The organism is Allobosea sp. NPDC003192 (assembly GCF_050275675.1).
GTDB lineage: Bacteria > Pseudomonadota > Alphaproteobacteria > Rhizobiales > Beijerinckiaceae > Allobosea.
In genome coordinates this window covers 100,524-123,354 of record NZ_JBNNPK010000021.1, presented here as the reverse complement: position 1 = coordinate 123,354, position 22,831 = coordinate 100,524, and the positions used below count along the sequence as shown (strand labels likewise).

General features: G+C 63.5%; 21 protein-coding genes, 1 tRNA gene and 4 pseudogenes. 18 read left to right on the top strand and 8 right to left on the bottom strand.

Features of this window, described 5'->3' with window-relative positions:
- Nucleotides 1-374 precede the first annotated feature (374 nt).
- The 3 genes from ACQKLX_RS24380 to ACQKLX_RS24370 all read left to right on the top strand — a co-directional run bounded on the left by ACQKLX_RS24380 (nucleotide 375) and on the right by ACQKLX_RS24370 (nucleotide 4,012).
- On the top strand, nucleotides 375-2,774 hold the full coding sequence (locus ACQKLX_RS24380; RefSeq protein ID WP_427364140.1) for a methyl-accepting chemotaxis protein: 2,400 nt from the start codon (nucleotides 375-377) through the stop codon (nucleotides 2,772-2,774).
- A 129-nt stretch (nucleotides 2,775-2,903) separates the two neighbouring features.
- On the top strand, nucleotides 2,904-3,896 hold the full coding sequence (gene mbfA / locus ACQKLX_RS24375) for an iron exporter MbfA (protein WP_427364139.1): 993 nt from the start codon (nucleotides 2,904-2,906) through the stop codon (nucleotides 3,894-3,896).
- 40 nt (nucleotides 3,897-3,936) lie between these two features.
- Nucleotides 3,937-4,012, top strand: a tRNA-Ile gene (locus tag ACQKLX_RS24370).
- A gap of 140 nt (nucleotides 4,013-4,152) precedes the next feature.
- Here ACQKLX_RS24370 and ACQKLX_RS24365 read toward each other — a convergent pair.
- The 3 genes from ACQKLX_RS24365 to ACQKLX_RS24355 form a co-directional block, all read right to left on the bottom strand.
- Nucleotides 4,153-4,761, bottom strand: coding sequence for a LysR family transcriptional regulator (locus tag ACQKLX_RS24365; protein ID WP_427364138.1), 609 nt, complete (start codon nucleotides 4,759-4,761; stop codon nucleotides 4,153-4,155).
- 276 nt (nucleotides 4,762-5,037) lie between these two features.
- The gene (locus ACQKLX_RS24360) at nucleotides 5,038-5,961 is read right to left on the bottom strand and encodes an alpha/beta hydrolase (protein ID WP_427364137.1); all 924 of its coding nucleotides are present in this window, start codon (nucleotides 5,959-5,961) and stop codon (nucleotides 5,038-5,040) included.
- Between the two features lie 65 nt (nucleotides 5,962-6,026).
- Nucleotides 6,027-6,809, bottom strand: coding sequence for an FCD domain-containing protein (locus tag ACQKLX_RS24355; protein ID WP_427364136.1), 783 nt, complete (start codon nucleotides 6,807-6,809; stop codon nucleotides 6,027-6,029).
- A 124-nt stretch (nucleotides 6,810-6,933) separates the two neighbouring features.
- Here ACQKLX_RS24355 and ACQKLX_RS24350 point away from each other — a divergent pair, with 124 nt between their 5' ends.
- From ACQKLX_RS24350 to ACQKLX_RS24305, 10 genes are all read left to right on the top strand, one after another.
- Nucleotides 6,934-8,058, top strand: coding sequence for a cupin domain-containing protein (locus tag ACQKLX_RS24350; RefSeq protein WP_427364135.1), 1,125 nt, complete (start codon nucleotides 6,934-6,936; stop codon nucleotides 8,056-8,058).
- Between the two features lie 12 nt (nucleotides 8,059-8,070).
- A complete protein-coding gene (locus tag ACQKLX_RS24345) occupies nucleotides 8,071-8,982 on the top strand; it encodes a fumarylacetoacetate hydrolase family protein (protein ID WP_427364134.1) in 912 nt (303 codons plus the stop codon).
- A gap of 61 nt (nucleotides 8,983-9,043) precedes the next feature.
- Entirely contained in the window at nucleotides 9,044-10,240 is a 1,197-nt protein-coding gene (locus tag ACQKLX_RS24340; protein ID WP_427364133.1) for an ABC transporter substrate-binding protein, read from the top strand.
- A gap of 62 nt (nucleotides 10,241-10,302) precedes the next feature.
- Nucleotides 10,303-11,217: a branched-chain amino acid ABC transporter permease gene (locus tag ACQKLX_RS24335; protein ID WP_427364132.1), complete on the top strand. Its 915-nt coding sequence runs from the start codon at nucleotides 10,303-10,305 to the stop codon at nucleotides 11,215-11,217.
- A gap of 8 nt (nucleotides 11,218-11,225) precedes the next feature.
- Nucleotides 11,226-12,197: a branched-chain amino acid ABC transporter permease gene (locus ACQKLX_RS24330; RefSeq protein WP_427364131.1), complete on the top strand. Its 972-nt coding sequence runs from the start codon at nucleotides 11,226-11,228 to the stop codon at nucleotides 12,195-12,197.
- A complete protein-coding gene (locus ACQKLX_RS24325) occupies nucleotides 12,190-12,966 on the top strand; it encodes an ABC transporter ATP-binding protein (RefSeq protein WP_427364130.1) in 777 nt (258 codons plus the stop codon). The genes ACQKLX_RS24330 and ACQKLX_RS24325 overlap by 8 nt, the downstream gene beginning before the upstream one ends.
- Nucleotides 12,960-13,655, top strand: coding sequence for an ABC transporter ATP-binding protein (locus tag ACQKLX_RS24320; protein WP_427364129.1), 696 nt, complete (start codon nucleotides 12,960-12,962; stop codon nucleotides 13,653-13,655). The genes ACQKLX_RS24325 and ACQKLX_RS24320 overlap by 7 nt, the downstream gene beginning before the upstream one ends.
- Before the next feature lie 14 nt (nucleotides 13,656-13,669).
- Nucleotides 13,670-14,548: an alpha/beta hydrolase gene (locus ACQKLX_RS24315; RefSeq protein ID WP_427364128.1), complete on the top strand. Its 879-nt coding sequence runs from the start codon at nucleotides 13,670-13,672 to the stop codon at nucleotides 14,546-14,548.
- 60 nt (nucleotides 14,549-14,608) lie between these two features.
- Nucleotides 14,609-15,577 (top strand): carbon-nitrogen hydrolase family protein, encoded by a 969-nt coding sequence (locus ACQKLX_RS24310; protein WP_427364127.1) that lies wholly within the window; start codon nucleotides 14,609-14,611, stop codon nucleotides 15,575-15,577.
- 8 nt (nucleotides 15,578-15,585) lie between these two features.
- On the top strand, nucleotides 15,586-16,215 hold the full coding sequence (locus ACQKLX_RS24305; RefSeq protein WP_427364126.1) for a flavin reductase family protein: 630 nt from the start codon (nucleotides 15,586-15,588) through the stop codon (nucleotides 16,213-16,215).
- A 171-nt stretch (nucleotides 16,216-16,386) separates the two neighbouring features.
- Here ACQKLX_RS24305 and ACQKLX_RS24300 read toward each other — a convergent pair.
- Nucleotides 16,387-16,556: pseudogene (locus ACQKLX_RS24300) on the bottom strand (transposase); the annotation flags it as partial.
- A gap of 197 nt (nucleotides 16,557-16,753) precedes the next feature.
- Here ACQKLX_RS24300 and ACQKLX_RS24295 point away from each other — a divergent pair.
- The 4 genes and pseudogenes from ACQKLX_RS24295 to ACQKLX_RS24280 all read left to right on the top strand — a co-directional run.
- Nucleotides 16,754-17,080, top strand: coding sequence for a hypothetical protein (locus ACQKLX_RS24295; RefSeq protein WP_427364125.1), 327 nt, complete (start codon nucleotides 16,754-16,756; stop codon nucleotides 17,078-17,080).
- A complete protein-coding gene (locus ACQKLX_RS24290) occupies nucleotides 17,058-17,519 on the top strand; it encodes a MarR family winged helix-turn-helix transcriptional regulator (RefSeq protein WP_427364124.1) in 462 nt (153 codons plus the stop codon). The genes ACQKLX_RS24295 and ACQKLX_RS24290 overlap by 23 nt, the downstream gene beginning before the upstream one ends.
- A gap of 241 nt (nucleotides 17,520-17,760) precedes the next feature.
- Complete coding sequence (locus ACQKLX_RS24285) at nucleotides 17,761-18,969, top strand: flavin-dependent oxidoreductase (RefSeq protein WP_427364123.1); 1,209 nt, start codon at nucleotides 17,761-17,763, stop codon at nucleotides 18,967-18,969.
- A gap of 2 nt (nucleotides 18,970-18,971) precedes the next feature.
- A pseudogene (locus ACQKLX_RS24280) lies at nucleotides 18,972-19,244 on the top strand (maleylacetate reductase); the annotation flags it as partial.
- A 41-nt stretch (nucleotides 19,245-19,285) separates the two neighbouring features.
- Here the strand turns inward: ACQKLX_RS24280 and ACQKLX_RS24275 are convergent.
- Nucleotides 19,286-19,486, bottom strand: a pseudogene (locus tag ACQKLX_RS24275) (dioxygenase); the annotation flags it as partial.
- Between ACQKLX_RS24275 and ACQKLX_RS24270 the strand changes: the two are divergent.
- Nucleotides 19,478-19,705 (top strand): annotated as a pseudogene (locus tag ACQKLX_RS24270) (dioxygenase family protein); the annotation flags it as partial. The pseudogenes ACQKLX_RS24275 and ACQKLX_RS24270 overlap by 9 nt on opposite strands.
- 240 nt (nucleotides 19,706-19,945) lie before the next feature.
- Here the strand turns inward: ACQKLX_RS24270 and ACQKLX_RS24265 are convergent.
- The 3 genes from ACQKLX_RS24265 to ACQKLX_RS24255 are packed head-to-tail and all read right to left on the bottom strand — an operon-like array spanning nucleotide 19,946 to nucleotide 22,779.
- Entirely contained in the window at nucleotides 19,946-20,986 is a 1,041-nt protein-coding gene (locus ACQKLX_RS24265; RefSeq protein ID WP_427364122.1) for a TRAP transporter substrate-binding protein, read from the bottom strand.
- Between the two features lie 18 nt (nucleotides 20,987-21,004).
- Nucleotides 21,005-22,333, bottom strand: a complete 1,329-nt coding sequence (locus ACQKLX_RS24260; RefSeq protein ID WP_427364121.1) for a TRAP transporter large permease — start codon at nucleotides 22,331-22,333, stop codon at nucleotides 21,005-21,007.
- Nucleotides 22,330-22,779 carry a TRAP transporter small permease gene (locus tag ACQKLX_RS24255; protein WP_427364120.1) on the bottom strand — a complete coding sequence of 150 codons (450 nt, stop codon included), beginning with the start codon at nucleotides 22,777-22,779 and terminating at the stop codon, nucleotides 22,330-22,332. The genes ACQKLX_RS24260 and ACQKLX_RS24255 overlap by 4 nt, the downstream gene beginning before the upstream one ends.
- Nucleotides 22,780-22,831: the final 52 nt, after the last annotated feature.

The following is a 22,831-nucleotide window of genomic DNA, read 5'->3' as shown; positions in this document are numbered from 1 at the left end:
AAGGGGGAGGGGTTCGCGCGCTCGGCAATTCCTAACAACCCGTAACCTCACCCTATCGCCGAGTGATTCAGAAGAATCCGGCAACTTAAACGTTCTTTAAGCGAACCCCCGCAATTCTGCCGTCGATCGGTCCATCGGGGCCGGTCTGCCAGGGGCTGGGAGGTCCTGCATGATCGGCCGCCGTCATCTGCCGGCGCATGAAGCTCGGCTCGCGCTGCCGCCTGACCATGGCGCCGCGCCGACGAGCCGCTGTCGCTCAGCATCGCATTCAGATCCATTCCGCGGCTGACCCTCGTCAGCCGCCTGCCCCGTTGTCCGCGTCCGATCCCGGCCAGCGCCGCGCTGCCGGGGATGCCTTCAGGAGTACCGCGTCAATGTCGAAGACTGAGAAGCCTGCGCGCCAGAAGGGCTCGCGCATCGGGATCGCCGCGCGGATCTATGCCGCGCTCGGCGTCCTGACGGTGTTGACGATCGCGGCCTCGCTGGTCGCCTGGCTCTCCTATGGCCGCGTCGGCAGCACGGTTGCCGAGATGGTCGAGCGCAAGATGCCGGTGGTCGAGCTGGCGCTCGAACTCTCCCAGGCGGCAACGGCCTCGACCGCGCTGGCGCCGCGCTTCATGGAAGTGCAGACCGTGCGCGAGCGCGCAGCCCTGACCGGCGAGTTCGACAAGGTCGAGGCCCGCCAGTTCGACCTCGTCCGCAAGATCGGCGAGCAGGGCAATGTCGACAACAAGAAGGCGCAGGCCGCGCTCGACAACCTCTCCCGCCAGATCAACGACCTCAACGACCTGACCGGCGAGCGCCTGCGCAACAACGCAGAGGCCGCCGCCGTGCTGGAGAAGCTCGGCACCGCCTATGACGCCTTCGTCAAGGCCGCCAGCGGCGAGGCCGAGCAGGCCAAGTTCGCGGTGACCTTTGGCCTCGACGATCTCGGCGTGCTCTCGGGTGAGGCGCTGACCGGCGCGGTCAAGACGCTGATGGATCGCGACTTCGCCATCTTCGACCTGGCCCGCACGCTGCAGGCCAATGTCAACGAGATGGTCGGTGTGCTGCGCGAGATCGCGCAGATCAGCGACAAGGAGAAGCTCGGCCTCGCCCGCGAACGCTTCAACGGCATCGCCTACCGGCTGCGGACCCTGCTGGCCGATGCCGAGAAGATCACTTCCAACAAGGCGCGAGCCAAGACGGTCGAGGACCTGATCGCTGTCGGTGAGGGCAGCGACGGGCTGGTCGACATCCGCAACCGCGACATCACTACCCGCGAGGCGATCACGCGTGGCCTCAAGGAGGTCGACCAGGCGGCCGCTCGGCTGCGCGGCGAGGTCGACGGCCTGGTCAAGGGTGCGCGCGGCGAGGCTCAGGCCGCTGCCGGCTCGACACAGGAGCTGATCGAGACCAGCAAGCTCTGGCTCGGCATGATAGGCCTCGGCTCGCTCGTCGTCGCGCTGGCGCTGTCGCTGTTCTATGTCCGGCGCCAGATCGTCGGCCGCCTCAACAAGCTCTGGGCCGCGACCAGGGCGATCGCCGACGGGCAGCTCGAGACCGCCGTCGACACGAAAGGCAATGACGAGATCGCCGACATTTCGAAGAGCGTGCTGCTCTTCCGCGACAACGCGGTGGCGCTGCGCGCCGCCGAACTCGCAAAGGTCGAGGACGAGGAGCGGGCCCAGGAGCAGCGCCGGCAGATGATGGCGGAGCTCGGGGAAGCCTTCGGCGTGGTCGTTGCCGCGGCGGCGCAGGGCGATTTCAGCCGGCGCGTCGATGCCAATTTCGCCGATGCCGAGCTCAACGCGCTGGCAGGCTCGGTCAACGAGCTGCTGGGAACCGTCCAGACCGGCCTGTCCGAGACCTGCGAGGTCCTCGGCCAGCTTTCGGACGGTCGCCTGGTCGCCCGCGTAGAGGGCCGCTACCAGGGTGCCTTCGCCGAGCTCAAGAACGGCACGAACAGCCTCGCCGGCGAGTTCGAGAGCACGCTGGCGCGCCTCTCCGAGACCGTCTCGGCCGTGCGCAGCGCGACCAGCGAGATCCTCGACGGCGTCACCGACCTCGCCGAGCGCACCAGCGAGGAGAGCAACGCCGTCTCCGTGGCCACCAACCAGCTCGGCGCCTTCGCGACCAATGTCCAGAAGACCGCCAAGGACGCCGCCGACGCCGTCGGCATGGCCCAGAGCGCCGAGGAGCGCGCCCAGCAGGGCGAGCAGGTCGTCGCCTCGGCGCTGGAAGCGATGCAGCGCATCCGCACCTCCTCCAGCAAGATCTCGGAAGTGATCTCGATGATCGACGAGATCGCCTTCCAGACCAATCTGCTGGCTCTCAATGCGGCGGTCGAAGCGGCCCGCGCCGGCGATGCCGGCAAGGGTTTCGCCGTCGTCGCATCCGAGGTGCGCAGCCTCGCCAAGCGCTCGGCCGACGCCTCGAACGACGTCAAGAAACTGGTCGAGGCCGCCCATGGCGACGTCAAGGTCGGCGTCGGCCTCGTCGAGCAGAGCTCGGCCGTGTTCGGCAGCATCCTGACCTCGGTCAACGATCTCTCGGCGCTGATGAACGGCATCTCGCAGACGGCCCGCGGCCAGGCGAGCGACGTCTCGACGATCAACAAGGAGATCGACGGGATCGGCACCATGGCGCACCAGAACGCCGCGCTGGTCGAGGAGACAAATGCCGCGCTCGCCCTGACCGACGAGCAGACCCGCTCGCTCAAGGAACACATCGCCCGCTTCAGCTTCCGCGAGGGCGGGGCGGAGCACGATCACGAGCAGGCACGGGCAGCCTGACGGCTCGCACGCGATCCATCAGCCGACGTCATGACGCCCTCCGCCGCAAGGCGGGGGGCGTTGCGTTTGGAGTGGCTTGCGGGAGCGCAGAGCGGCCTATATTTTAGAATGATTCTAAAGGAGGTCGCGATGCTATCCCGGTTCCTGCCCGCCGGCCTGAGTGGCCGGCGCCGCTTCGACAGCCTGAACGAGCGCGAGATCCTGGCGCTGGCGATCGCCTCGGAAGAGGAGGATGGCCGCATCTACGCCGTCTATGCCGAAAAGCTGCGCAAGGATTATCCGGCCTCGGCGGCAGTGTTCGACGACATGGCGGGCGAAGAGGACGGGCATCGCCGCCGTCTGATCGACGACTATCGCCGCCGCTTCGGCGAGGTGGTGGTGCCGATCCGGCGCGAGCATGTCGCCGACTTCTACCAGCGCAGGCCGGTCTGGCTGGTCGAGACGCTCGGGCTCGATCGCATCCGCGAGGAGGCCGCGGCGATGGAGCGCCAGGCGCGCGATTTCTACGTCGCCGCCGCCGGGCGCAGCACGGATGCGCAGACGCGCAGCCTGCTCGGCGATCTGGCGCGGGCGGAAGCCGGGCATGAGAGCAAGGCGGAGGAACTCGCCGAGGATCATCTCGCGGGCGAGGTCGGTTCGACGGAAGACGCCACCGCGCACCGGCAGTTCCTGCTGACCTGGGTCCAGCCGGGCCTCGCCGGCCTGATGGACGGCTCGGTCTCGACGTTGGCTCCGATCTTCGCCACCGCCTTCGCGACGCAGAATCCGTGGACGACCTTCCTGGTCGGGCTCTCGGCCTCGATCGGCGCCGGCATCTCGATGGGCTTCACCGAGGCGGCGCATGACGATGGCAAGCTGTCCGGCCGCGGCTCGCCCCTGAAGCGCGGGCTGGCCTCCGGCGTGATGACCGCGCTTGGCGGCCTCGGCCATGCCTTGCCCTATCTGATCCCGTCCTTCTGGACGGCGACTGCGATCGCGCTCGTGGTTGTCTTCATCGAGCTCTGGGCGATCGTCTGGATCCAGAACCGCTACATGGAAACGCCTTTCGCCCGCGCCACCTTCCAGGTCGTGCTCGGCGGCGCGCTGGTGCTGGCGGCGGGCATCCTGATCGGAGGGGCGTGAGGGCGTTGCCGCCCGGCGCGGCGAATGCTAGGCCTGCCGCGGGCCGGTAGCTCAATGGTTAGAGCTCGCTGCTCATAACAGCGCCGGTGCCGGTTCGAGTCCGGCCCGGCCCACCATTCCGTTTCAGATCAATGCCTTAGCCAGAGGATTGTGCCGGTGGGACATTCTGGTGGGGCATTCTTGTGTTCAATCCGGCCTATTTGCAGCGTTCCAAAAGCGGCATCCTGTATCTCCGCTGGCCGATTCCCCGGCGGCTTCATCCGGCGAACAAGCCGAGCACGCTGAGAATGTCCAGATGAAGTTCTTCGAGGCTAACCCGGCTCGCACCAGCCAAAGGATGGGATTTCGGGAGTACCGCGGTCAGGCGCTCGTCGCGCAAATAAAATGAGCGAGGCGCTCCATGTCCAATATTATTCGCGATGAAAGCTATATCTACTTTTCGCTGTTGAACCAAGGATCGACTTGCATTCGTGGTGGTCTCAACCATTTTGACTGATACGTCGTGATGGTTTGCGCGGAACCGCTCGAACAGGTCACCCAACAAGTTGAACGGCACGCTGACTCCGACCGTCAGCTCACCGTGCTCCCCGCGCTGCAATGCCTCCGCACGCTGCAGCGCCAGCTTCAGGTGGTCGAGCCCCAGGCTCGCCTCTTCTAGGAAACGGTGGCCGGCTAATGTGGGCCTTATGCCGGAGTGATCCCGTTCGAACAGCTTCAGTCCGACGCTGTGCTCAAGGCTTCGAACTCCTCGGCTGACTGTCGATTGCCGGACGTTCAGTGCCGCAGCCGCCCGACGAAAACTCTCATGCTCAGCTGAGGCCAGCGCGTACCGGAACAGCGAAATATCAGGGACACGGTCAGGCACTTCTCGTCTCCCAATGTCGTTGGTTCCAGAGTGCCTCGAATTTCAGGTAGAACGCTATCCCCGATAAGAAGTATCTAATCCAGTGGAGCCGCGTATATAAAAAAATCGAACTCGCTAGTAAACCAGACGGCGCTGCAGCCGTTTGGTTTATAAGCTAATTACTCGCCGGACGGGATGTATTCTTTGGATTAATAATCAGAAATAAACATCTAGCCTAGAGTCGTATTTAAATTGGCACGGATGATAATCTAGATATTTCTCTTCCGGAGAGTGCCGTTAATCTTTCATCATTTTCAATATTGCCTTGGAGATATCGGTTTTTGCGTCATTGAGAGCTTCTGGAACCTCAAAGTGATTCTTTCCTGCGAGTTCAACGCGTTGCGCGAGGCGACCCATGCCTGCGAGCGCTGTTGCGAATTCAGCGGAGTGGCGCCGGAATTCCGGACTCTCCTTTTCACCAATCACGACGATGACGTTGCTGTCGATCCGGTTCAGATGGCGCATCGGGCTGAGTGCCGCGATCTCAGCGGGCGACAGTTTGACATAGGAGCTGCGTGCCGAAAGCAGCACAGGGTACAGCTCGTACATGCCGCTCATCACGACTCCGCCCTTGATAATATCCGCTTGAGCCCCGAGGGCGTGCCAATCGGTTGTCAACAAGACCGCGGCAAGATGTCCGCCCGATGAATGGCCGGAGATGAAGATTTTGTCCGGGTCGCCGCCGAAATTGGCGATGTTCTTTCCAATCCAGATCAAAGCACGTCGGCACTGATCGGCCATGTCCGGTAAGCGCACGACAGGCAGATTGTCGAAATTCAGCGCGACGTACAGGCAGCCATTCTGAACGAAGGTCGGAGCCGGCGCGGAGACGTCCTCGCGTGTCAATGCACGCCAGGCCCCGCCGTGAATGAAGACCATGACCGGCAGGCCCTTGGCTCCCTCTGGAGCGAAGATGTCGAGTGTCTCGGCCTGACCATTGCCGTATCGCTCCGTGCGGGGAGGAAAGCGCTTACGGACCGAGGCACTATCAGTTGTGTAGCGCGCTATGACTTCCGATGCGTTTGACGCCCAGACACGCTGGTCGTAGGCCTTGTCGAGCGCGTCTTGGGTATAGTCTAGGAATGCGAAGGACTGTGCCCGCGCGGTTGCCGCCGAGGCAATAAGGCCAAGCATCGAAAAAGAGAATGCGCGACGATCCATGTAGTCCTCCCTGTCATTGTGGAATGCGTTCGTCATCGAGATGTGATTGCGGTGCTGAGCGCGGCTTATCCGGCTTCAGGCTCAAGGCGCAGAACCGTCGATGCCATCTTGATCTCATCGGCGTCGAACAGCTTGGCTTCGATGAACTGGGCGGTCCGCCGGTAATGCGCGGCAAGCAGTTCCTGGGCTTTTGGCGTGTCGCGGCCTAGCGTCGCGTCCATGATGTGCCGATGCTCGAGGGTCACGTCACGGACCGCAGCCGGCACCTTCCCGGCCAGCGTTGGCAGCCGATAGCGCTGTGTCTCGACGTAGAGCTGATCGGCCAAGCTCAGCAGGCGATGCGAGTTGCAGGCCCCGATCAGACTGCGATGGAACTCCTTGTGGCGTATTTCCAGCGCGGACAGGTCTTCGTCCGCCCGCTCGCCACTTGCCGCTCCGAGGCGACGCACCTGAAGATCAAGCGCGTGGAAAGCAGCCACGATTCTCGCCTCCCAATCATCGTCGCCATCGCGGATTGAGCGCTTCAGGGCCTCGCACTCGATCAGGACGCGGGTCTCGATCACGTCCCACATTTCCTCGACCGATACCGGTGCGACCGAGAAGCCGCGCAGCGCGGCTGTGATGACGAGGCGCTCCGTTTGGAGACGATTCATTGCTTCACGCAACGGCGAGAAGCTCAATCCGTAGCGTTGCTTGAGCAACTCGAGCCGCAGAGGTTGGCCCGGCTCGAAAACGCCGGCGACAATATCCGCGCGCAGTCGCCGATAAGCGACTTCGGCAAGGGTCGAAGCCGCTTCCGGGGCGTCCTCAAGTTCCTGCCCTGCGCTCTGCGAGCCATTCCGTTTCATTCGCGCGCCCCGATTCGTTCCGCCTTGCACTCTTTACATGATGGCGACTAAAAACGCAAAAAGAACTTTCTTTCGAAAATAACTCATGCTACCGAAACTCACCGCAATGAAGAAGGAGGTCACCATGTCCGCCTCGAGGCAGAACTTCCGAGAGGACGTCGCCGGACGCGCGAACGTCGAGGACACGCCAGAGTTGCTGGCCTATTACGAGAAGCTGGAGGCGCTCGAAGCGGGCGCGCTCTGGACCGTGGCCAACAAGATCGAGCCGTGGGCGCCGAAATCGGCCTCCGTTCCCGTCCTCTGGCGCTATCGCGATTTGCGCGAGCATGTCCTGCGCTCGGTCGAGCTGGTGACGCCCGAAAAGGCCGGCCGCCGCGTGATCTACCTGAACAATCCCGGCCGGCAGGACGTTTCTGCCGCCGTGGGCTGGCTCTATTCCGGCCTGCAGGTGATGCATCCCGGCGAGGTCGCGTCCGCCCACGCGCATTCGGCTTCGGCATTGCGCTTCATCATGGAGGGCTCGGGCGCATATACCATCGTCGACGGCCACAAGATGACACTCGGCGCCAACGATTTCGTGCTGACCCCGAACGGGACGTGGCATGAGCACGGCGTCTCGTCGGACGGCTCACCCTGCATCTGGCAGGACGGTCTCGACATCCCGCTGGTCAACACGCTGGAAGCGAATTTCTACGTTGTCCATCCGGACCTGCGCCAGGCGGTCGGCTATCCGGTCGACGACATGACCGGCGCCTGGGGCAATCCCGGCCTGCGGCCAGCCGGCCATGACTGGGGCAAGCCCTACTCGCCGCTGCTGAAATACGAATGGGCCCCGACCTACGAGGCGCTGACGCGCTTTGCCAAGGTGACGGACGGCTCGGCCTTCGACGGCGTGCTGATGAACTATGTCAATCCGGTCACGGGCGGGCCGGTGATGCAGACCATCGGCGCTTCGATGCAGATGCTGCGGCCGGGCGAGAAGACCAAGGCGCACCGTCACACCGGCAGCTTCATCTACCAGGTCGCCAAGGGCAGCGGCCATTCGGTCATCGACGGCAAGCGCTTCGATTGGCGGGAGCGCGACATCTTCTGCGTGCCGTCCTGGGCCTGGCATGAGCATGCCAATGCTTCGGCCAGCGACGATGCCTGCCTCTTCGCCTTCAACGACATGCCGGTGATGAACTCGCTCGGCCTCTATCGCGAGGAAGCGTTCGGCGACCATGGCGGCCACCAGCCGCTCGCACTCTGAGGGCTACCAATCATGCGTCTTGTTACCTATCGCAGCGCAATCGAAGCTGCCGCGCGCCTCGGCGTCATCGAGGGTGACCTCGTCATCGACGTTGCCACGCTCGGCGCCGGTGCCGGCCTCGCCTTGCCTTCGGCGATGCTCGACCTCATCGATCTTGGCCCAGCCGGGCAGGCCTCATTGAGCGCGCTGCTGGACCAGCATCGTGGCCGCTGGCCCGCCCATTCAGCCTTTCCGCTCGTCAATGTCAGGCTGCTGGCCCCGATACCGCGGCCGCGGAAGAACATTTTCGGCATCGGCCTCAACTATGTCGAGCACGTCGCGGAATCGGCCGCCGCGCTCGACACGTCGAAGGACTTGCCGAAGCAGCCCGTGATCTTCTCGAAGCCGCCGACCAGCATCATCGGCCCCGGCGAGGCGATCGAGCACAACGCCAGGATCACGCAGCAGCTCGACTGGGAGGTCGAGCTCGCGGTGATCATGGGTCGGACCGCGCGCCGCGTCACCGAGGCCGAGGCGATGGGCTTCGTCTTCGGCTACAGCGTGATGATCGATGTCAGCGCGCGCGACAACCGCCGGGCCGGCCAGTGGATCTATTCGAAGGGACAGGACACCTACGCCCCCTTCGGCCCCTGCATCGTGACCGCCGACGAGGTCGGCGATCCGCATGCGCTCGATCTCTGGCTCACCGTCAACGGCGAGACCAAGCAGCGCTCCAACACGCGCCACTTGCTGTTCAAGATCCCGACCCTGATCGCGGACATCAGCGCGGCAATCACGCTGGAAGCCGGCGACATCATCGCCACCGGCACGCCGGACGGCGTCGGGGCCGGGCGGACGCCGCAGGAATGGCTCTGGCCGGGGGACGTGGTCGAAGCCGGCGTCGACGGCATAGGACAGATCCGCCACCCCGTCGTGGCGGCCTGAAATCCAAGCATCAACGCGAAAGGGGCAGCGGCAACGTCCGCGCCAAAACGGAGGGGATTCCATGAACAAGTTCGCATTCACACGCAGGATGATCGTCGCCAGCCTCGCATCGGCCGCGGCGACCGCGATGGCACAATCAGCTTTTGCCCAGGCCGGGACGAGCGCCCCGGTCACGATCGGCTTCATCACCACGCTGTCGACACCGGCCGGCTATATCGGCGAGGACATCCGCGCCGGCTTCCAGCTCGCCTTGACCGACGGCAAGCTCGGCGGCGTGCCCGTCGCCCTCGCGGTCGAGGACGACGCGCTGAAACCGGCGAACGCCAAGCAAGCCGCCGACCGGCTGATCCAGTCCGGCGTCAAGCTCTTCACCGGCGTGAACTTCTCGAATGTGCTCGCTGCTGTGGTTCCGGGCGTCCTGGAATCGGGCGGCTATTATGTCAGCCTCAATCCCGGGCCCTCTTCCTTCGCCGGCGAACGCTGCCACCGGAACTATTTCGTCGCCTCCTACCAGAACGATGCCTTCCACGAGGCGGCAGGCCTCTCCGCAAACCGCCTCGGTTACAAGCGCGTCGCGCTGCTGGCGCCAAACTATCAGGCCGGCCGCGATGCGCTGGAGGGCTTCAAGCGCACCTTCAAGGGCGAGATCGTCGGCGAGATCTACACCAAGCTCGACCAGACTGACTTCTCAGTCGAACTCGCGCGCATCCGCTCTCTGGCGCCCGAAGCGATCTACCAGTTCCATCCCGGTGGCGCTGGTATCAATTTCGTCAAGCAATACGCCAATGCCGGCCTGGGCAAGAGCATTCCCATGCTGATCCCGGCCTTCTCGATGGATGCGCATATGGTCGGCGCGACCGGCGATGCCGCTGACGGCATCTATGCCTCCGCGCTCTGGACGCCCGAGGCCACCAACCCTGCCTCCAAGGCTTTCGTCGACGCCTTCCGCAAGGCCTATTCGCGGACGCCGACCATGTATGCCCAGCAGGCCTATGACACGGCCAACCTGATCGGCAGCGCCCTCAAGGCGGTGAATGGCGACATCGGCAAGCAGGACGAGTTCCGCAAGGCACTGCTGGCGGCGCAGTTCACGGCGGTACGCGGCAAGTTCTCCTTCGGGCCGAACCAGCACCCGGTGCAGGACTACTATCTGACGAAGTTCGAGAAGCGCCCGTCCGGTGAAATCGTGCAGACGATGGTCCGCAAGATCGCCGAGGACTACGGCGACGCCTACGCTGCCCAGTGCAAGCTCAACTGAGCACGCCACAGCCGATCGGGACGTCTGATCCCTGATTCACTGTACAACAAGGGTGTGTGGAGATGACCCTCTTCGTCGAGCAGGCACTCAACGGCCTGCAATACGGATCTATGCTGTTTCTTCTGGCGTCGGGGTTGACGCTGATCTTCGGCATCATGGGGGTGATCAACCTCACCCATGGCGCATTCTACATGGTCGGCGCCTATTGCGCGGCGTTTGCGGTCCTCTCCACCGGTTCCTTCATGGTCGGCATCGCGGGCGCTTTGATCGGGGCTGGCCTCTACGCCGTGCTCGTCGAAGTCGCAGTGGTGCAATGGCTGTATCGCCGCGACCATCTCTATCAGGTGTTGGCGACGCTCGGCCTGATCCTGTTCACCAACGAAGCCGTGAGCATGATCTTCGGCCGCCGTCCGCCGCTGATGGACATTCCGTTCTTTCTGCAAGGGTCGGTGCCGCTCTTTCCCGGCCTCGAGTATCCGCTGATGCGCGTCGCTTTCATCATTGTGGGGGCACTGGTCGCGATCGGTCTGTGGGCGCTCGTCAACCACACCCGCATCGGCATGCTGATCCGGGCCGGCGCCGACGACCGTGAAATGGTCGATGCGCTCGGCGTCGATATCCGCCGGCTCTATACGCTGGTCTTTGGCCTGGGCGGAGCGCTGTGTGGCCTCGCCGGCGTCATGGCGGCGCCGTTGCTGGCCATCGAGATCGGCATGGGCGAGCGGGTGCTGATCACCACCTTCGTCGTCATCGTCGTGGGCGGCGTCGGCTCGGTTCGCGGCGCGCTGGTCGGGGCGCTGCTCGTCGGCATGGTCGACAGCCTCGGGCGAGCCTACATCCCGCAGCTCCTGCTCTTGTCGCTGCCGGCGACGACCGCTGACACGCTCGGCGCCGGCCTGGTGTCGGCCAGTGTCTACGTGCTGATGGCGATCGTCCTCCTCGTGCGGCCGAACGGCCTGCTGCCGGCGAGGGGGTGAGGGTGATGATGACCTCCCGTCTCCGCCTGGTTGTTATCGCCGGCGGGCTCCTCCTCCTGCTGGCCGCTCCCATTCTCGCCCAGCTGACCGGCTCGGCCGGGTTGCTCGGCCTCGCCAACCGCATCGCCATCTATGCCATCGCCGCCGTCAGCCTCGATCTGATCCTGGGCTATGGCGCGCTGGTCAGCTTCGGCCATGCCATGTTCTTCGGGCTCGGCGGCTACGCCGTCGGCATCGTCGCCTTTCACACCGCCTCCGGCGAACAGCTGTTCGGCTGGTCGGGCTCGAATGCGGCGCTGGTCGTCTGGCCGCTGGCGCTGGTGGCCTGCGCGCTTCTGGCCGCGATCGTCGGGATGCTCTCGCTGAAGACCAGCGGCGTGCAGTTCATCATGATCACGCTTGCCTTCGCGCAGATGGTCTTCTTCGTGCTCGTCTCGCTGCAGAGCTATGGCGGCGATGACGGGCTGCTGCTCGACCGGCGCAATACGCTGCCTCTCATCGACCTCTCGCGGCCGACGACCTTCTACTATGTCTGCGTCGCGCTGCTGGTTGGCTGGACGGCCTTCTGCGCCAGGCTCGTGAACTCGCGCTTCGGCCTCGTCCTGCAGGCGCTGCGGCAGAGCGAGCGACGCTCGATCAATCTCGGGGTCGATCCTTTCCCGTTCCGGCTCGCAGCCTTCGTCATCTCTGCCGTTGGGACCGGCCTCGCCGGCGTGCTCTGGGCCAACTATGCCCGCTTCGTCTCGCCCGACATGGCAGCCTGGAGCAAGTCGGGCGAGTTCATCGCCATCGTCGTGCTCGGTGGGCTCGGCACGCTGCTAGGCCCGATTGCCGGGGCGGCCGTCTTCATCGCGCTCGAGCAGATCCTCTCGGTCTGGACAGAGCATTGGATGATCGTGATGGGGCCGATCCTGACGCTCGTGGCGCTGTTCGGTCGCCGCGGCCTCGCCGGGCGCATTTTCGGAGAGCGCCATGATTGAGGAGCCGCAGGGCAACGCTGGTCCAGTCCTCGCGATCGATGGTTTGCGCAAGACATTCGGCGCGCTTGTCGCAACAGATGGGGTGACGCTTCGGATCAACCAGGGAGAACTCCACGCACTGATCGGTCCGAACGGTGCCGGCAAGTCGACGCTGATCACCCAGATATGCGGCGAATTGCGACCGGATTCAGGCAGTATTCGGTTTGACGGACGCGACGTGACGAGGCTGAAGGCTCATTTACGCGCCAGGCTCGGTCTGGGGCGCACCTTCCAGATCACGCAGCTCTGCCAAGACTTCACCGCGTTGGAAAACGTCCTGCTCTCTATCGAGACACGGCAGGGCGGCTCCTTCGACATGCTGTCAAATCCACGTCGCAAGGCTGCTCTCGTGACGCAGGCCCGGGACCGCCTTGCTGAAGTCGGACTGGGACAGCAGGCGGAACGGCGCGTCGCGACGCTTGGCCATGGCGAACGTCGGCAGCTCGAGATTGCCGTCGCCCTGGCCCGCCGACCGAAGCTGTTGCTGCTCGACGAGCCGATGGCAGGGCTTGGGCCGGAAGAATCGGCGGCAATGACTCGATTACTGGACGCGCTGAAGGGCCAATACGCCATCTTGCTCGTCGAGCACGATATGGATGCCGTGTTCGCATTGGCCGATCGCATCAGCGTGTTGGTTTATGGCCGTATCATCTTCACCGGGACGGTCGAGGAAATCCGCTCCAATCCGGAAGTTCGGGCCGCCTACCTCGGAGAAAAGCGGACATGTTGAGCGTACGCGACCTCAAGGCCGGCTACGGCCAGGCGCGGGTCCTGTTCGGACTCTCCTTCGAAGCGCGCAGCGGCGAAGTCGTTTCGCTGATCGGCCGCAACGGCATGGGCAAGACAACGACCATCCGCGCCATCATGGGGCTGGCCCGCCCAACCAGCGGCGAAATCGTCTTCGCTGGCCGCCCTCTGTCCGGGCTGGCGCCGAACGCCATCGCCCGGCTCGGCATCGGGCTGGTGCCGGAAGGGCGGCGAGTGTTCGCTTCGCTGACGGTGGAGGAAAACCTGGTTGCCACCGCCCGCGGCGGCAGCGCCGGGCACTGGACCTTGCCGCGCGTCATCGAGCTATTTCCACGCCTCGGTGAAAGGCGGCGCCAGTCGGCGAGGACCTTGTCCGGCGGCGAGCAGCAGATGCTGGCGGTCGGGCGCGCACTCATGACCAATCCGCGGGTGCTGATCCTCGACGAAGCGACCGAAGGGCTAGCGCCTCTGATCCGGGCCGAGATCTGGCGCTGCTTGCACGAACTGAAGCAGGCCGGTCAGACCATTGTCGTTGTCGACAAGAACTTGGCGGAAATGGCTGCTCTGGTCGACCGGCATCATGTTGTCGAGAAGGGCCTTATCGTTTGGGCTGGCACGCCGGCCGAACTTGATGCTGACCCCGAGCTCGCACACCGCTATCTCGGGTTGTGAAGGAGGCCAGCAGGGTGAACGCGCAGCATCGCCTAGTCCCGAGCGGCATCATCAATCCGGCTCTCGATCGCGAATATAACGCGCGTGAAAGCGTCGCTTCCTTCGAGGCCGAATACGCGAAATATGTCGCGGTCAGCGCGCAGGTCCAGCGGAACCACCGGCGCTTTGCTGACATCGTCTATGACGATGCGAGCGGCGAGACTCTCGATCTCTACCCAGCCGACCCGCACGCACCGCTTTTCCTCTGGATTCATGGCGGCTACTGGCGCGCGAGTTCAAAGGACGACAATGCTTTCGTCGTCGAGGGATTGAAGGCGCGTGGCTTCAGCGTTGCCATCATGAACTATAGCTTGGCACCACAGGCAACGCTCGACGAGATCGTGCGCCAGACTCGCGCAGCCGTCGCCTTCCTGCACCGCCAACGAGCGCAATACGGCCTGGCAGAACGCGGTTTCGTCGTAGGAGGCTCCTCTGCCGGGGGACATCTGGTTGGTATGCTACTGGTGGGTGGGTGGCACGCCGATTTCAACGTGCCTCAGAATGTTATCACAGTGGCCCTCGCTCTATCCGGTCTGCATGATCTCGAGCCATTGCGCCATACACACGTCGATGCCTGGCTAGGTCTCGACGATGCGTCGATCGCGCGCAACAGCCCGATCCGACACATTCCCGAGAATGCAGCGGCCAGGCTTCTCGCCTCGGTCGGCGGGCTGGAGACCTCTGAGTTTCAGCGTCAGACCGTCGATTATGCGGCCCGTTGGGTCATTGCCGGGCACCGTGCAGAACTCATTGCGATGCCCGGCCATAACCACTTCGACATCGCGCTTAGCCTGAGCGAACCGGACGGGGTTCTGGTCTCGGCCTTGGTCGAAGCCGTCGGGTTTACACGGTGATCCTTCGGCGGCGCGGCCTGCTGGCAGCGCCGCTCCATTCAACCTGTGAGCGATCTTCGCATGTTCAAAGATACCTTGCCCGTCTACAGGGCTGCGGTTGCGCAAGCTGCGTCCATCCCAGGCGACCCGCTCGCATCGGCTCGAAAGGCGGCCGCGCTCATTGACGAGGCAGCGAAGGCTGAAGCGAAGCTCATCGTCTTTCCCGAGGCCTTCTTAGGCAGCTATCCAAAGGGGAATTCCTTCGGCGCGCCTGTCGGTATGCGCAAGCCGGAGGGGCGCGAGGCATTCCGCAGCTATTGGGAGCAAGCGATTGAGATCGATGGCGAGGAGGTGACCCTGATCGCGGAAGCGGCGGCGCGCACCGGCCTCTTTGTGGTGATGGGTTGCATCGAACGCGAGCGTGGCACGCTCTATTGCACCGTGTTGTTCTTAGACGGCGAGCGCGGCCTTCTGGGCAAGCACCGCAAGCTGATGCCCACCGCAGGCGAGCGGCTAATCTGGGGGTTCGGCGACGGCTCGACCATGCCGGTGTTTGAAACGGCGCTCGGGCGTATCGGCGCGGTGATCTGCTGGGAAAATTACATGCCGATGCTGCGCATGCATATGTTTGCGCAAGGAGTCAGCATTTACTGTGCACCGACGGCCGATGACCGCGAGACTTGGCTTCCCTCCATGCGCCATATCGCGTTGGAAGGACGCTGCTTCGTCCTCACCGCCTGCCAGTACATTACCCGCGCGGCTTACCCCGCGACCGACGAATGCGCGCTCGGCAATGATCCTTCGACCGTTCTCATGCGCGGCGGCAGCGCCATCATTGATCCGCTCGGCACGGTGCTTGCCGGGCCAAGCTTTGATGGTGAGACGATTCTATACGCTGATCTCGATTCACAGGCTGTTGTTCGCGGTAAGTTCGATTTCGACGTGGCGGGACATTACGCGCGACCGGACGTCTTCCAACTTTCCGTCGACGATCGACCCAAGCACGCCGTGCTCACCTCCGATCGTGGCCCTGGCCAGAACCGGGGCTGAGACGTCAGATGCTGTTCGATTTGGAAACCTTGCCGCCCCAGGACCGCTACAAGATCATGTCAGCGACGATCGTGCCGCGGCCAATTGCCTGGATCACCACGAAATCGCGAAACGGTCTGGTTAACGCGGCCCCGTTCAGCTTCTTCAACATGATGGGCAATGATCCGCCGACAATTGCCATAGGAATTATGCCGAACGGCCGCGTACTCAAGGACACTGCCGCGAATATCCTGGAAACCGGTGAGTTCGTCGTGAACCTTGTGTCGGAAGCCCACGCGTCGGCGATGAACGTCACCTGCATCGATGCGCCCCCAGAGGTGGACGAACTCATATTGGCTGGCCTTGAGGCAGTCCCGTCGGACCTCGTTGCGCCGCCGCGCATCCTTGGAGCTGAGGTCGCGTTCGAATGCACGAATCTCTCTTCTCTTATGACCGGTCCCTTGCAGATGATCGTCATCGGGCGCGTCCTGCGCGCTCATATCGAGGACCGCTTCGTGCTAAACCAGGAACGCTGCCACATCGACACCGAAGCACTTAAACTCGTTGCCCGCATGCACGGCGGAGGGGTGTACGCTCGGACGACGGATCTATTCCACCTAGACCGGCCCAGCTGGGCCGATTGGCAGCGAACCGCTTAGCATGATCACTGATCGCATGTGAGGCTATATCTGGTAGTAGAGACTGTGGTTGCCGTCATATGTTGAGTTTTCGGAGGCTGAAGGTCGAGGTTGAAGCTCGATAGGACTGGCGCACCAAGGCCGACATGATCGGCGACAGCCAAGCCGAGCGTCTGTTTTGATTGCCTTCGAGCCCAAGGCGGCAAAACCGCGATAAGTGAGGTTCAACTGAACCTCCTCGTACAGGCGCCGTGGATAGCGGATGCAGGAGCAGTATCCGATTAGTAGCATCCGGATGATCAGTTCCGGATCCACTAAGCGACCGCTATGTCTGCGTAGAAGGGGCACGGGTGCGCGCGAATCCAACAGAACGGAGCGATAATTCCCACTACTTAGTAGGATCGGCCTTAGCAAACGCTAAGCGATTTGATCATCGCCGCAACTCCCTGGAGAAGAACGCGTATCAGCGCAGCGTCCGCTCGCAATCGTCCCGTTCCAACAGGTCGAGGATCTGGAGAGGCTCTTGTGTGTGCCATCGGAGGAGCAGGTCGCATGAGTCTTGCCCATCGTCTCCTTAACTGTTTTGATGCTGCTCGCCATGGCGAGCCGCCATGCGCTAGTCGTCACGGCAAATCGCCCTCCTGGTTCAGGGGCAGAGCCTGCCGGCCATCATCGTGCAGTAGTTGAACTTTCTCGATACCGGCGCTGCCGTTCTTCATGCAGGCGCGCGCTCTTGCTCGGCGGCATGTTGGGCAATGAGCTTCTTGCCTTCACCTTGGAGGCGATGCAGCGCTGGCGCGGCGGCCCTCTCTTGACCACTGTGGTCGCCTCGGTGGTGTTCGGCGGCAACTGGAGAGAGATTGATGGGGCACTTGTCGAACGGTGAAGCAGCTTGGCGACACGCCAATATTGGAAGGTTACTCAACAATGCCGTGCGGCGCTTTGAGGAACGCGTGCTCGAACTGATGGCACATAGCGGGCATGGGGAAACCAGGATCGCGCATGTCAGCCTGACGCGTAATCTGGATCTCGAAGGGACGCGGCTGACGGAACTGGCGCGCCGAGCATCGATGACGAAGCAGGCCATGGGCGAGCTTGTCGACCAATGCGAGGCCATGGGGCTGGTTGCGCGTTCGGTCGATCCGAGCGATCGGCGCGCCCGGATCGTCAGCTTCACTGTCGCTGGTCGTGATTGGCTCGCTGCCTTTCGAGATGCCGTCGACGTCGCGGAACGCGAGATGCGCACCGAGCTCGGCGACAGGACAATGGAAGCGATCCTGGCGGGCCTCGCTTCCTATGGAATCAGATACGACACCCTCGCGTAATTTCGTCAGGTAGCTTGACTAAATCGGCAGGCGGGATATCGTCATCCCTGTCCGAGGGGGAAGCGTCATGGCGTCGGTTCGACGATCGGCATGCTGGATGGACGCGGCGCAGCAGCGCTCAGCCAGCATGTGCCGACCAGTGGCTGGAGCAGGCGCGCCTTCGCGAGCCATTTGCAAGAGAACCCAGCAGGCGTGTGAGAGCCCGGCCGGCTGACGTCGACGGCTGGGGAGAGGATGCTCAATGAAGATCGCAATTGCGGGCGCCGGTATCGGCGGCCTTACGGCGGCGCTTTGCCTTCACGGGAAAGGCTTCCAGGTCGAGGTGTTCGAGGCGGTCGATACACTTCAACCTCTTGGCGTCGGCATCAACGTTATGCCCCACGCCTCGGGCGTTCTGCATGGACTCGGCCTCGGGGATACGCTCGATGACACGGCTATACGAACGCGCGCCATCGAATATCGGACGCGGTTCGGCCATCTCATCCAGTCGGACCCACGCTCGGTCGAGGCTGGCTTTGAGTTTCCTCAGTACTCCATCCATCGCGGCGAGCTGCAGTTCCTGCTCCTTGATGCCGTGCGGCGCCGCCTCGGTGCCGGGACGGTCACCCTCGGCAAGGCCATTTCCGGCTTCTCGCAGGATGAGGGCGATGTCCGTGTTCTCTTCGCAGATGGAACGGCGGCGAATTGCGATCTCCTGATCGGAGCGGACGGCTTTCGCTCGAAGGTGCGGCAACAGCTTCATCCCGACGAAGGGCCCGCGCATTACGAAGGGACGATGATGTGGCGTGGCGCCAATCTGCAAGAGCCGTTCGCAGATGGGCGCACGATGTTCATCGCCGGCGACCATAATGTGAAATTCGTGTGCTATCCCATCAGCGGGCGGGCGTCGCACGAAGGCAAGGCGCTGGTGAATTGGGTGGCTGAGGTGCGCCACGACCAGCCCCGCGCAGCGGACGAGGCGGACTGGACCCGCGAGGGGGACCGCGACTTCATCGCCTCCTTTCTCGCTTTCCAGATGCCGGATCTCGATATCGCCCAGCTCTTACGAAACACACACAAGATCACACAGTATCCGATGATCGACCGGGATCCTCTTCCCTGGTGGACGAGGGGGCGGGTCAGCCTTCTCGGCGATGCTGCCCACCCGATGTATCCGATCGGCGCGAATGGCGCCTCTCAGGCGATCCTCGATGCCAAAGTTCTGGCCGAGCGCCTTGCAGAGCAGCCTGGCCCTGAAGGCTTGATCGCCTACGAGGCGATCCGTCGGCCGATCACCACCAACGTTGTTCTGAACAATCGCAAGGCCGGGCCCGAGCGCGTGCTCGATATCGCAGCCGCACGGGTCAAAGGTCCGGAGGATCGGATCGAGGACCTGATTTCAGCGGCCGAACTCGAAGAGGTGGCCGCGAGCTACCGCCAGGTCGCCGGATTCGTCAGGAAGGCCGTCTAGCTATGCGCATCTTTCATGCCGGCTTCGAGCCAAGCCAGCCGCCGGTTCGCGTCTGCGTTGGCCCAGGGGTACGACATGCGGTCCGCGCCGAACTCTCGGCGCTCGGCCTCAGCCGAGCACTCGTGCTGACGACGCCGGATCAGGAGGCCCAAGGCAAGGCTTTGCAGGCCGAACTCGGAACGCTCGCCCACGGCCTGTTCAGCGGTGCCAGGATGCACACACCGGTCGAGGTGACGGAGGTCGCGCTGGGAGCGGCGGAAGGCGCCGATTGTCTCGTTGCGATCGGCGGCGGCTCGACCGTCGGGTTGGCAAAGGCCACCGGCGCGTCGGCCACGTGGAATGGGCCGAGCACCGTGTTTTCGGTCGCGCCTGACGGCCGCCGGTTATTGATCGCATCCACCAGCATCGAGAAGCCGAGCGTGTCCGACAGCAGGATGAATTCCTGCCGCTCCCCACTGCAGATCTGGCCGGTCTTCGTCAGGAATGCGATGCCTTTCTCCCATTCGGCTTGGGGCATCTCGGTCGTCACCCTTATCGCCCTGCTCATATGCATTTCATCGTGACGGCCGAAGGGTTTCAGAAGGTCATGACCCACACCTTCGTAGCCGGCGATCCCTATATCGGCTCCGATGCTGTTTTCGGCGTCAAGGAGACGCTCATCGCCCCGTTCGAGCGCAATGGCGGTGGAGCCGCGCTGTGGCGTTCCAACTTCGATTTCGTGCTGATGCGATCCTGAGCGGTCGGGTCGCCAGCGAGCGCCAGCTGGGCTCCCGCACCAAGGACGCTCCTTTCGCGCCGCAGGCGGATTACGGCCGGCTGCCCTGTATTGAGACCCATTGCGGCGTTGGCAGCGATAGCCGCCCGAAGGGTTACATTCAGTCGGCTCCGATCCGGTAGTCCGTCGAATGCCTCTCGAGACCATCTGACAGGGAACCCGGCGCCACGATTGCGGCGCCGGGGAAGCCGGGATGCTTTTCTACTTGCTGCTGTATTCCGTCACCAATGCGCGGGCGGCCTTGAGAAGGGCTTCGCCATCAGCCCCTTTCGTCCGCACTTCCTTTATCCAATCCGCGATCACCGGGTCGGTGGCGCGGATCCAGCGTTGATACTCTTCATCCGTCAGCGTCGTGAAGGTATTGCCACGCGCCTTGGCGAGTTGCCGCGCAGGCTCGATCGTGCTGTCCCAGACTTGTCCCGCTTGTCTGGAGAGCACGGCGCCGCTGTTCCGATCGATGATGGCGCGCAGATCCGCGGGAAGGGAATCATATCGTGCCTGGTTCATCCCGAGGATGAAAATGGCATTGCTCAGCTTGGCCTGACCCGGCGGGGTCTCCGTATGCTTCGTGGTTATTTCCTCAAGCTTGAGCGTCGGCATGACCTCCCAAGGCGAGGAGAGACCGTCGATCACGTTCTTGGCGAGGGATTCCGGAACTTGCGGGATCGGCATCTGGATCGGGACGGAGCCGAGCGCAGCCAACGCCTTGGCGCCGATGCGGCTCGGCGCGCGCAGCTTCAGTCCTTTCATATCCTCCATGGTCTTGATGACCTTGCCGGTGGTATGGACGTGGCTGCCGTCATGAACGTGGGCTGCAAGCAGATGCAGACCACGGTACTCCTCCAGCGAATAGCGCTGTACATACTCCCAGAACGCTTCGCTGCTGCCGGCCGAGTTCTTCGTCATGAAGGGCAGCTCGAACACTTCGGACTTCAGGAAGCGGCCGGCTTGATAGGTCGGCAGGGTCCAGACGATGTCCGCGATGCCGTCCCGCGCCTGGTCGAAGAGCTGGGGCGGCGCGCCTCCGAGCTGCATGCTCGGATAGATCTGGCATTTGAGGCGATTGTCGGATTCCGCGGCGAGCTTTGCGCACCAGGGCTCGATCAGCTGCTTCTGGGCAGTCGAGTTGGGTGGCAGAAAGTGATGTACCTTCAACGTCACGGTCTGTGCGTGCGCGAAGCCGCTCAGGCTCGCTAAGGCCAGGCCGAGAGACGCTATCAGCAGTGATCGACGGCTTGACATTCCTTGTTTCCTCCCAGGTTAGCCAGCATAACGCACGAGAAAGAGCGAGATTGCCGGGAACATCACCAACGCCACGATGCGGATGAAGTCGGATGCCAGAAAGGGGATCACGCCCTTGAACGTCTCGGCCAGCGGCACGTCCTTCGCCATCCGATTGATGATGTAGACATTCAGACCTACGGGCGGATGGATCAGGCCGATCTCGACCACGGTCAGCGCCAGGATCCCGAACCAGACGGATTTGTCGGCGGCCGAAAGCCCGAAGAAGTCGAGACCCATCACCACCGGGTAGAAGATCGGGATGGTCAGCAGGATCATCGCGAGCGAGTCCATGACGCATCCCAGGAAGATGTAGATCAGCAGGATACCGGCGATCACCAGGAGCGGCGGCAGCCCGCTGGCAGAAACTGCGGAGGCGAGCTCGGCCGGCAGCTGCGAGACCGCAAGTGCGGTGTTCATCATGTCGGCGCCGAGCAGAATCAGCATGATCATCGCAGTCGACTGGGCCGTGCCGAGCAGACTGTCGGCGAAAGCGCGCCAGCCGAAGCCTCCCTTTGCAACGGCGATCACGCCGCATGCCGCCGCCCCCACGGCGGCAGCCTCCGTCGCATTGGTCCAGCCCGCATAGATGCCGAAGATGACAATGACGAAGACCAGCAGGATCGGAATGACCCCGAGCAGGGTGCTCAGGCGATGTGACCAGCTCGCCCTCGGGCCTGCGGGGCCCGCCTCCGGATCCCGGCTGACGATGATCCGAACGACGATCATGTAGCCGAGCGTTGCCAGCAGGCCCGGCACGACAGCGGCCGTGAAAAGCTTGCCGATCGATTCCTGGGTCAGGATCGCATAGATGACGAGCGGGATGGACGGTGGGATCAGGATGCCGAGCGTGCCGCCGGCAGCGAGGGCGCCGGTTGCGAGGCTGCCCTTGTAGCGGTGCCGCCTGAGTTCCGGCAGGGCGACCTGGCCCATCGTCGCGGCTGTCGCGACCGACGAGCCGCAGATCGCCCCAAAGCCCGCGCAGGCACCGATTGCCGCATAGGCGATGCCGCCGCGGCGATGTCCGACAAAGGCGCCGACGAAATTGAACAGTCCGCGACTGAGCCCGCCATGGGTGGCGAACTGCCCCATCAGCAGGAAGAGGGGAATGACCGCCAGATCGTAGTTGGAGAGGCGCGCATAGGCGAGGTTCTTCAGCGAAGCGAGAAAGATCGCCCAGTTCCAGTCGATGAGGTGGCAATAGCCAACGGCGCCGGCGACAAACATCGCGATGCCGATCGGCGTCCGCACTGCGATCAGAAGCAATAGGCCTGCGAATACGAGATAACCGATGCTGCTATGGCTCACGCGCCGCTCCTGTCGTCGATGAACGGCCGGGCGGCCAGATAGAGGCCGGCGGCCGCCTGGAGGGCGAAGCCCGGGACGACAAGGGCCTGCGACAGCCAGATCGGCCACGACAGCAGGGCGGATGTCTCGCCGGATTCGTGCAATGCGACAGCCCCCGCCGCAGTGCGCCAGGCGATGAGAGCTGCGACCAGCCCGAGCAACAGCGAGCCGAGCGCATCGAGCCTTCTCGACCAGGCCGGACCCAACTGGTCGGCGATGATGCCGACGCGCACATCGCCGTTGGACAGGTGGCAGAAGGCGAAAAAGCAGGCGAGCGCGGGCGCTGCCAGCATCTGCACGATCTCGACATCGCCGAGGATCGGCGAGGCCCAGAGCTTGCGGCCGAGCAGCGAAATCAGAGACATGCCGACGATGCCGACCATCACGAGGCCGCCAGTGATGGCCATGCCTTGAGAAACCCTGAAGAGCAGCTGCCCGAACGTATCAAAATGGGGGACT

What these genes read in the sequence shown, in the direction of transcription:
- ACQKLX_RS24380 (WP_427364140.1), top strand. Translation starts at nt 375, where the DNA reads ATGTCGAAGACTGAGAAGCCTGCGCGCCAGAAGGGCTCGCGCATCGGG.
- mbfA (WP_427364139.1), top strand. Translation starts at nt 2,904, where the DNA reads ATGCTATCCCGGTTCCTGCCCGCCGGCCTGAGTGGCCGGCGCCGCTTC.
- ACQKLX_RS24360 (WP_427364137.1), bottom strand. Translation starts at nt 5,961, where the DNA reads ATGGATCGTCGCGCATTCTCTTTTTCGATGCTTGGCCTTATTGCCTCG.
- ACQKLX_RS24355 (WP_427364136.1), bottom strand. Translation starts at nt 6,809, where the DNA reads ATGAAACGGAATGGCTCGCAGAGCGCAGGGCAGGAACTTGAGGACGCC.
- ACQKLX_RS24350 (WP_427364135.1), top strand. Translation starts at nt 6,934, where the DNA reads ATGTCCGCCTCGAGGCAGAACTTCCGAGAGGACGTCGCCGGACGCGCG.
- ACQKLX_RS24345 (WP_427364134.1), top strand. Translation starts at nt 8,071, where the DNA reads ATGCGTCTTGTTACCTATCGCAGCGCAATCGAAGCTGCCGCGCGCCTC.
- ACQKLX_RS24340 (WP_427364133.1), top strand. Translation starts at nt 9,044, where the DNA reads ATGAACAAGTTCGCATTCACACGCAGGATGATCGTCGCCAGCCTCGCA.
- ACQKLX_RS24335 (WP_427364132.1), top strand. Translation starts at nt 10,303, where the DNA reads ATGACCCTCTTCGTCGAGCAGGCACTCAACGGCCTGCAATACGGATCT.
- ACQKLX_RS24330 (WP_427364131.1), top strand. Translation starts at nt 11,226, where the DNA reads ATGACCTCCCGTCTCCGCCTGGTTGTTATCGCCGGCGGGCTCCTCCTC.
- ACQKLX_RS24325 (WP_427364130.1), top strand. Translation starts at nt 12,190, where the DNA reads ATGATTGAGGAGCCGCAGGGCAACGCTGGTCCAGTCCTCGCGATCGAT.
- ACQKLX_RS24320 (WP_427364129.1), top strand. Translation starts at nt 12,960, where the DNA reads ATGTTGAGCGTACGCGACCTCAAGGCCGGCTACGGCCAGGCGCGGGTC.
- ACQKLX_RS24310 (WP_427364127.1), top strand. Translation starts at nt 14,609, where the DNA reads ATGTTCAAAGATACCTTGCCCGTCTACAGGGCTGCGGTTGCGCAAGCT.
- ACQKLX_RS24305 (WP_427364126.1), top strand. Translation starts at nt 15,586, where the DNA reads ATGCTGTTCGATTTGGAAACCTTGCCGCCCCAGGACCGCTACAAGATC.
- ACQKLX_RS24290 (WP_427364124.1), top strand. Translation starts at nt 17,058, where the DNA reads ATGGGGCACTTGTCGAACGGTGAAGCAGCTTGGCGACACGCCAATATT.
- ACQKLX_RS24285 (WP_427364123.1), top strand. Translation starts at nt 17,761, where the DNA reads ATGAAGATCGCAATTGCGGGCGCCGGTATCGGCGGCCTTACGGCGGCG.
- ACQKLX_RS24265 (WP_427364122.1), bottom strand. Translation starts at nt 20,986, where the DNA reads ATGTCAAGCCGTCGATCACTGCTGATAGCGTCTCTCGGCCTGGCCTTA.
- ACQKLX_RS24255 (WP_427364120.1), bottom strand. Translation starts at nt 22,779, where the DNA reads ATGGCCATCACTGGCGGCCTCGTGATGGTCGGCATCGTCGGCATGTCT.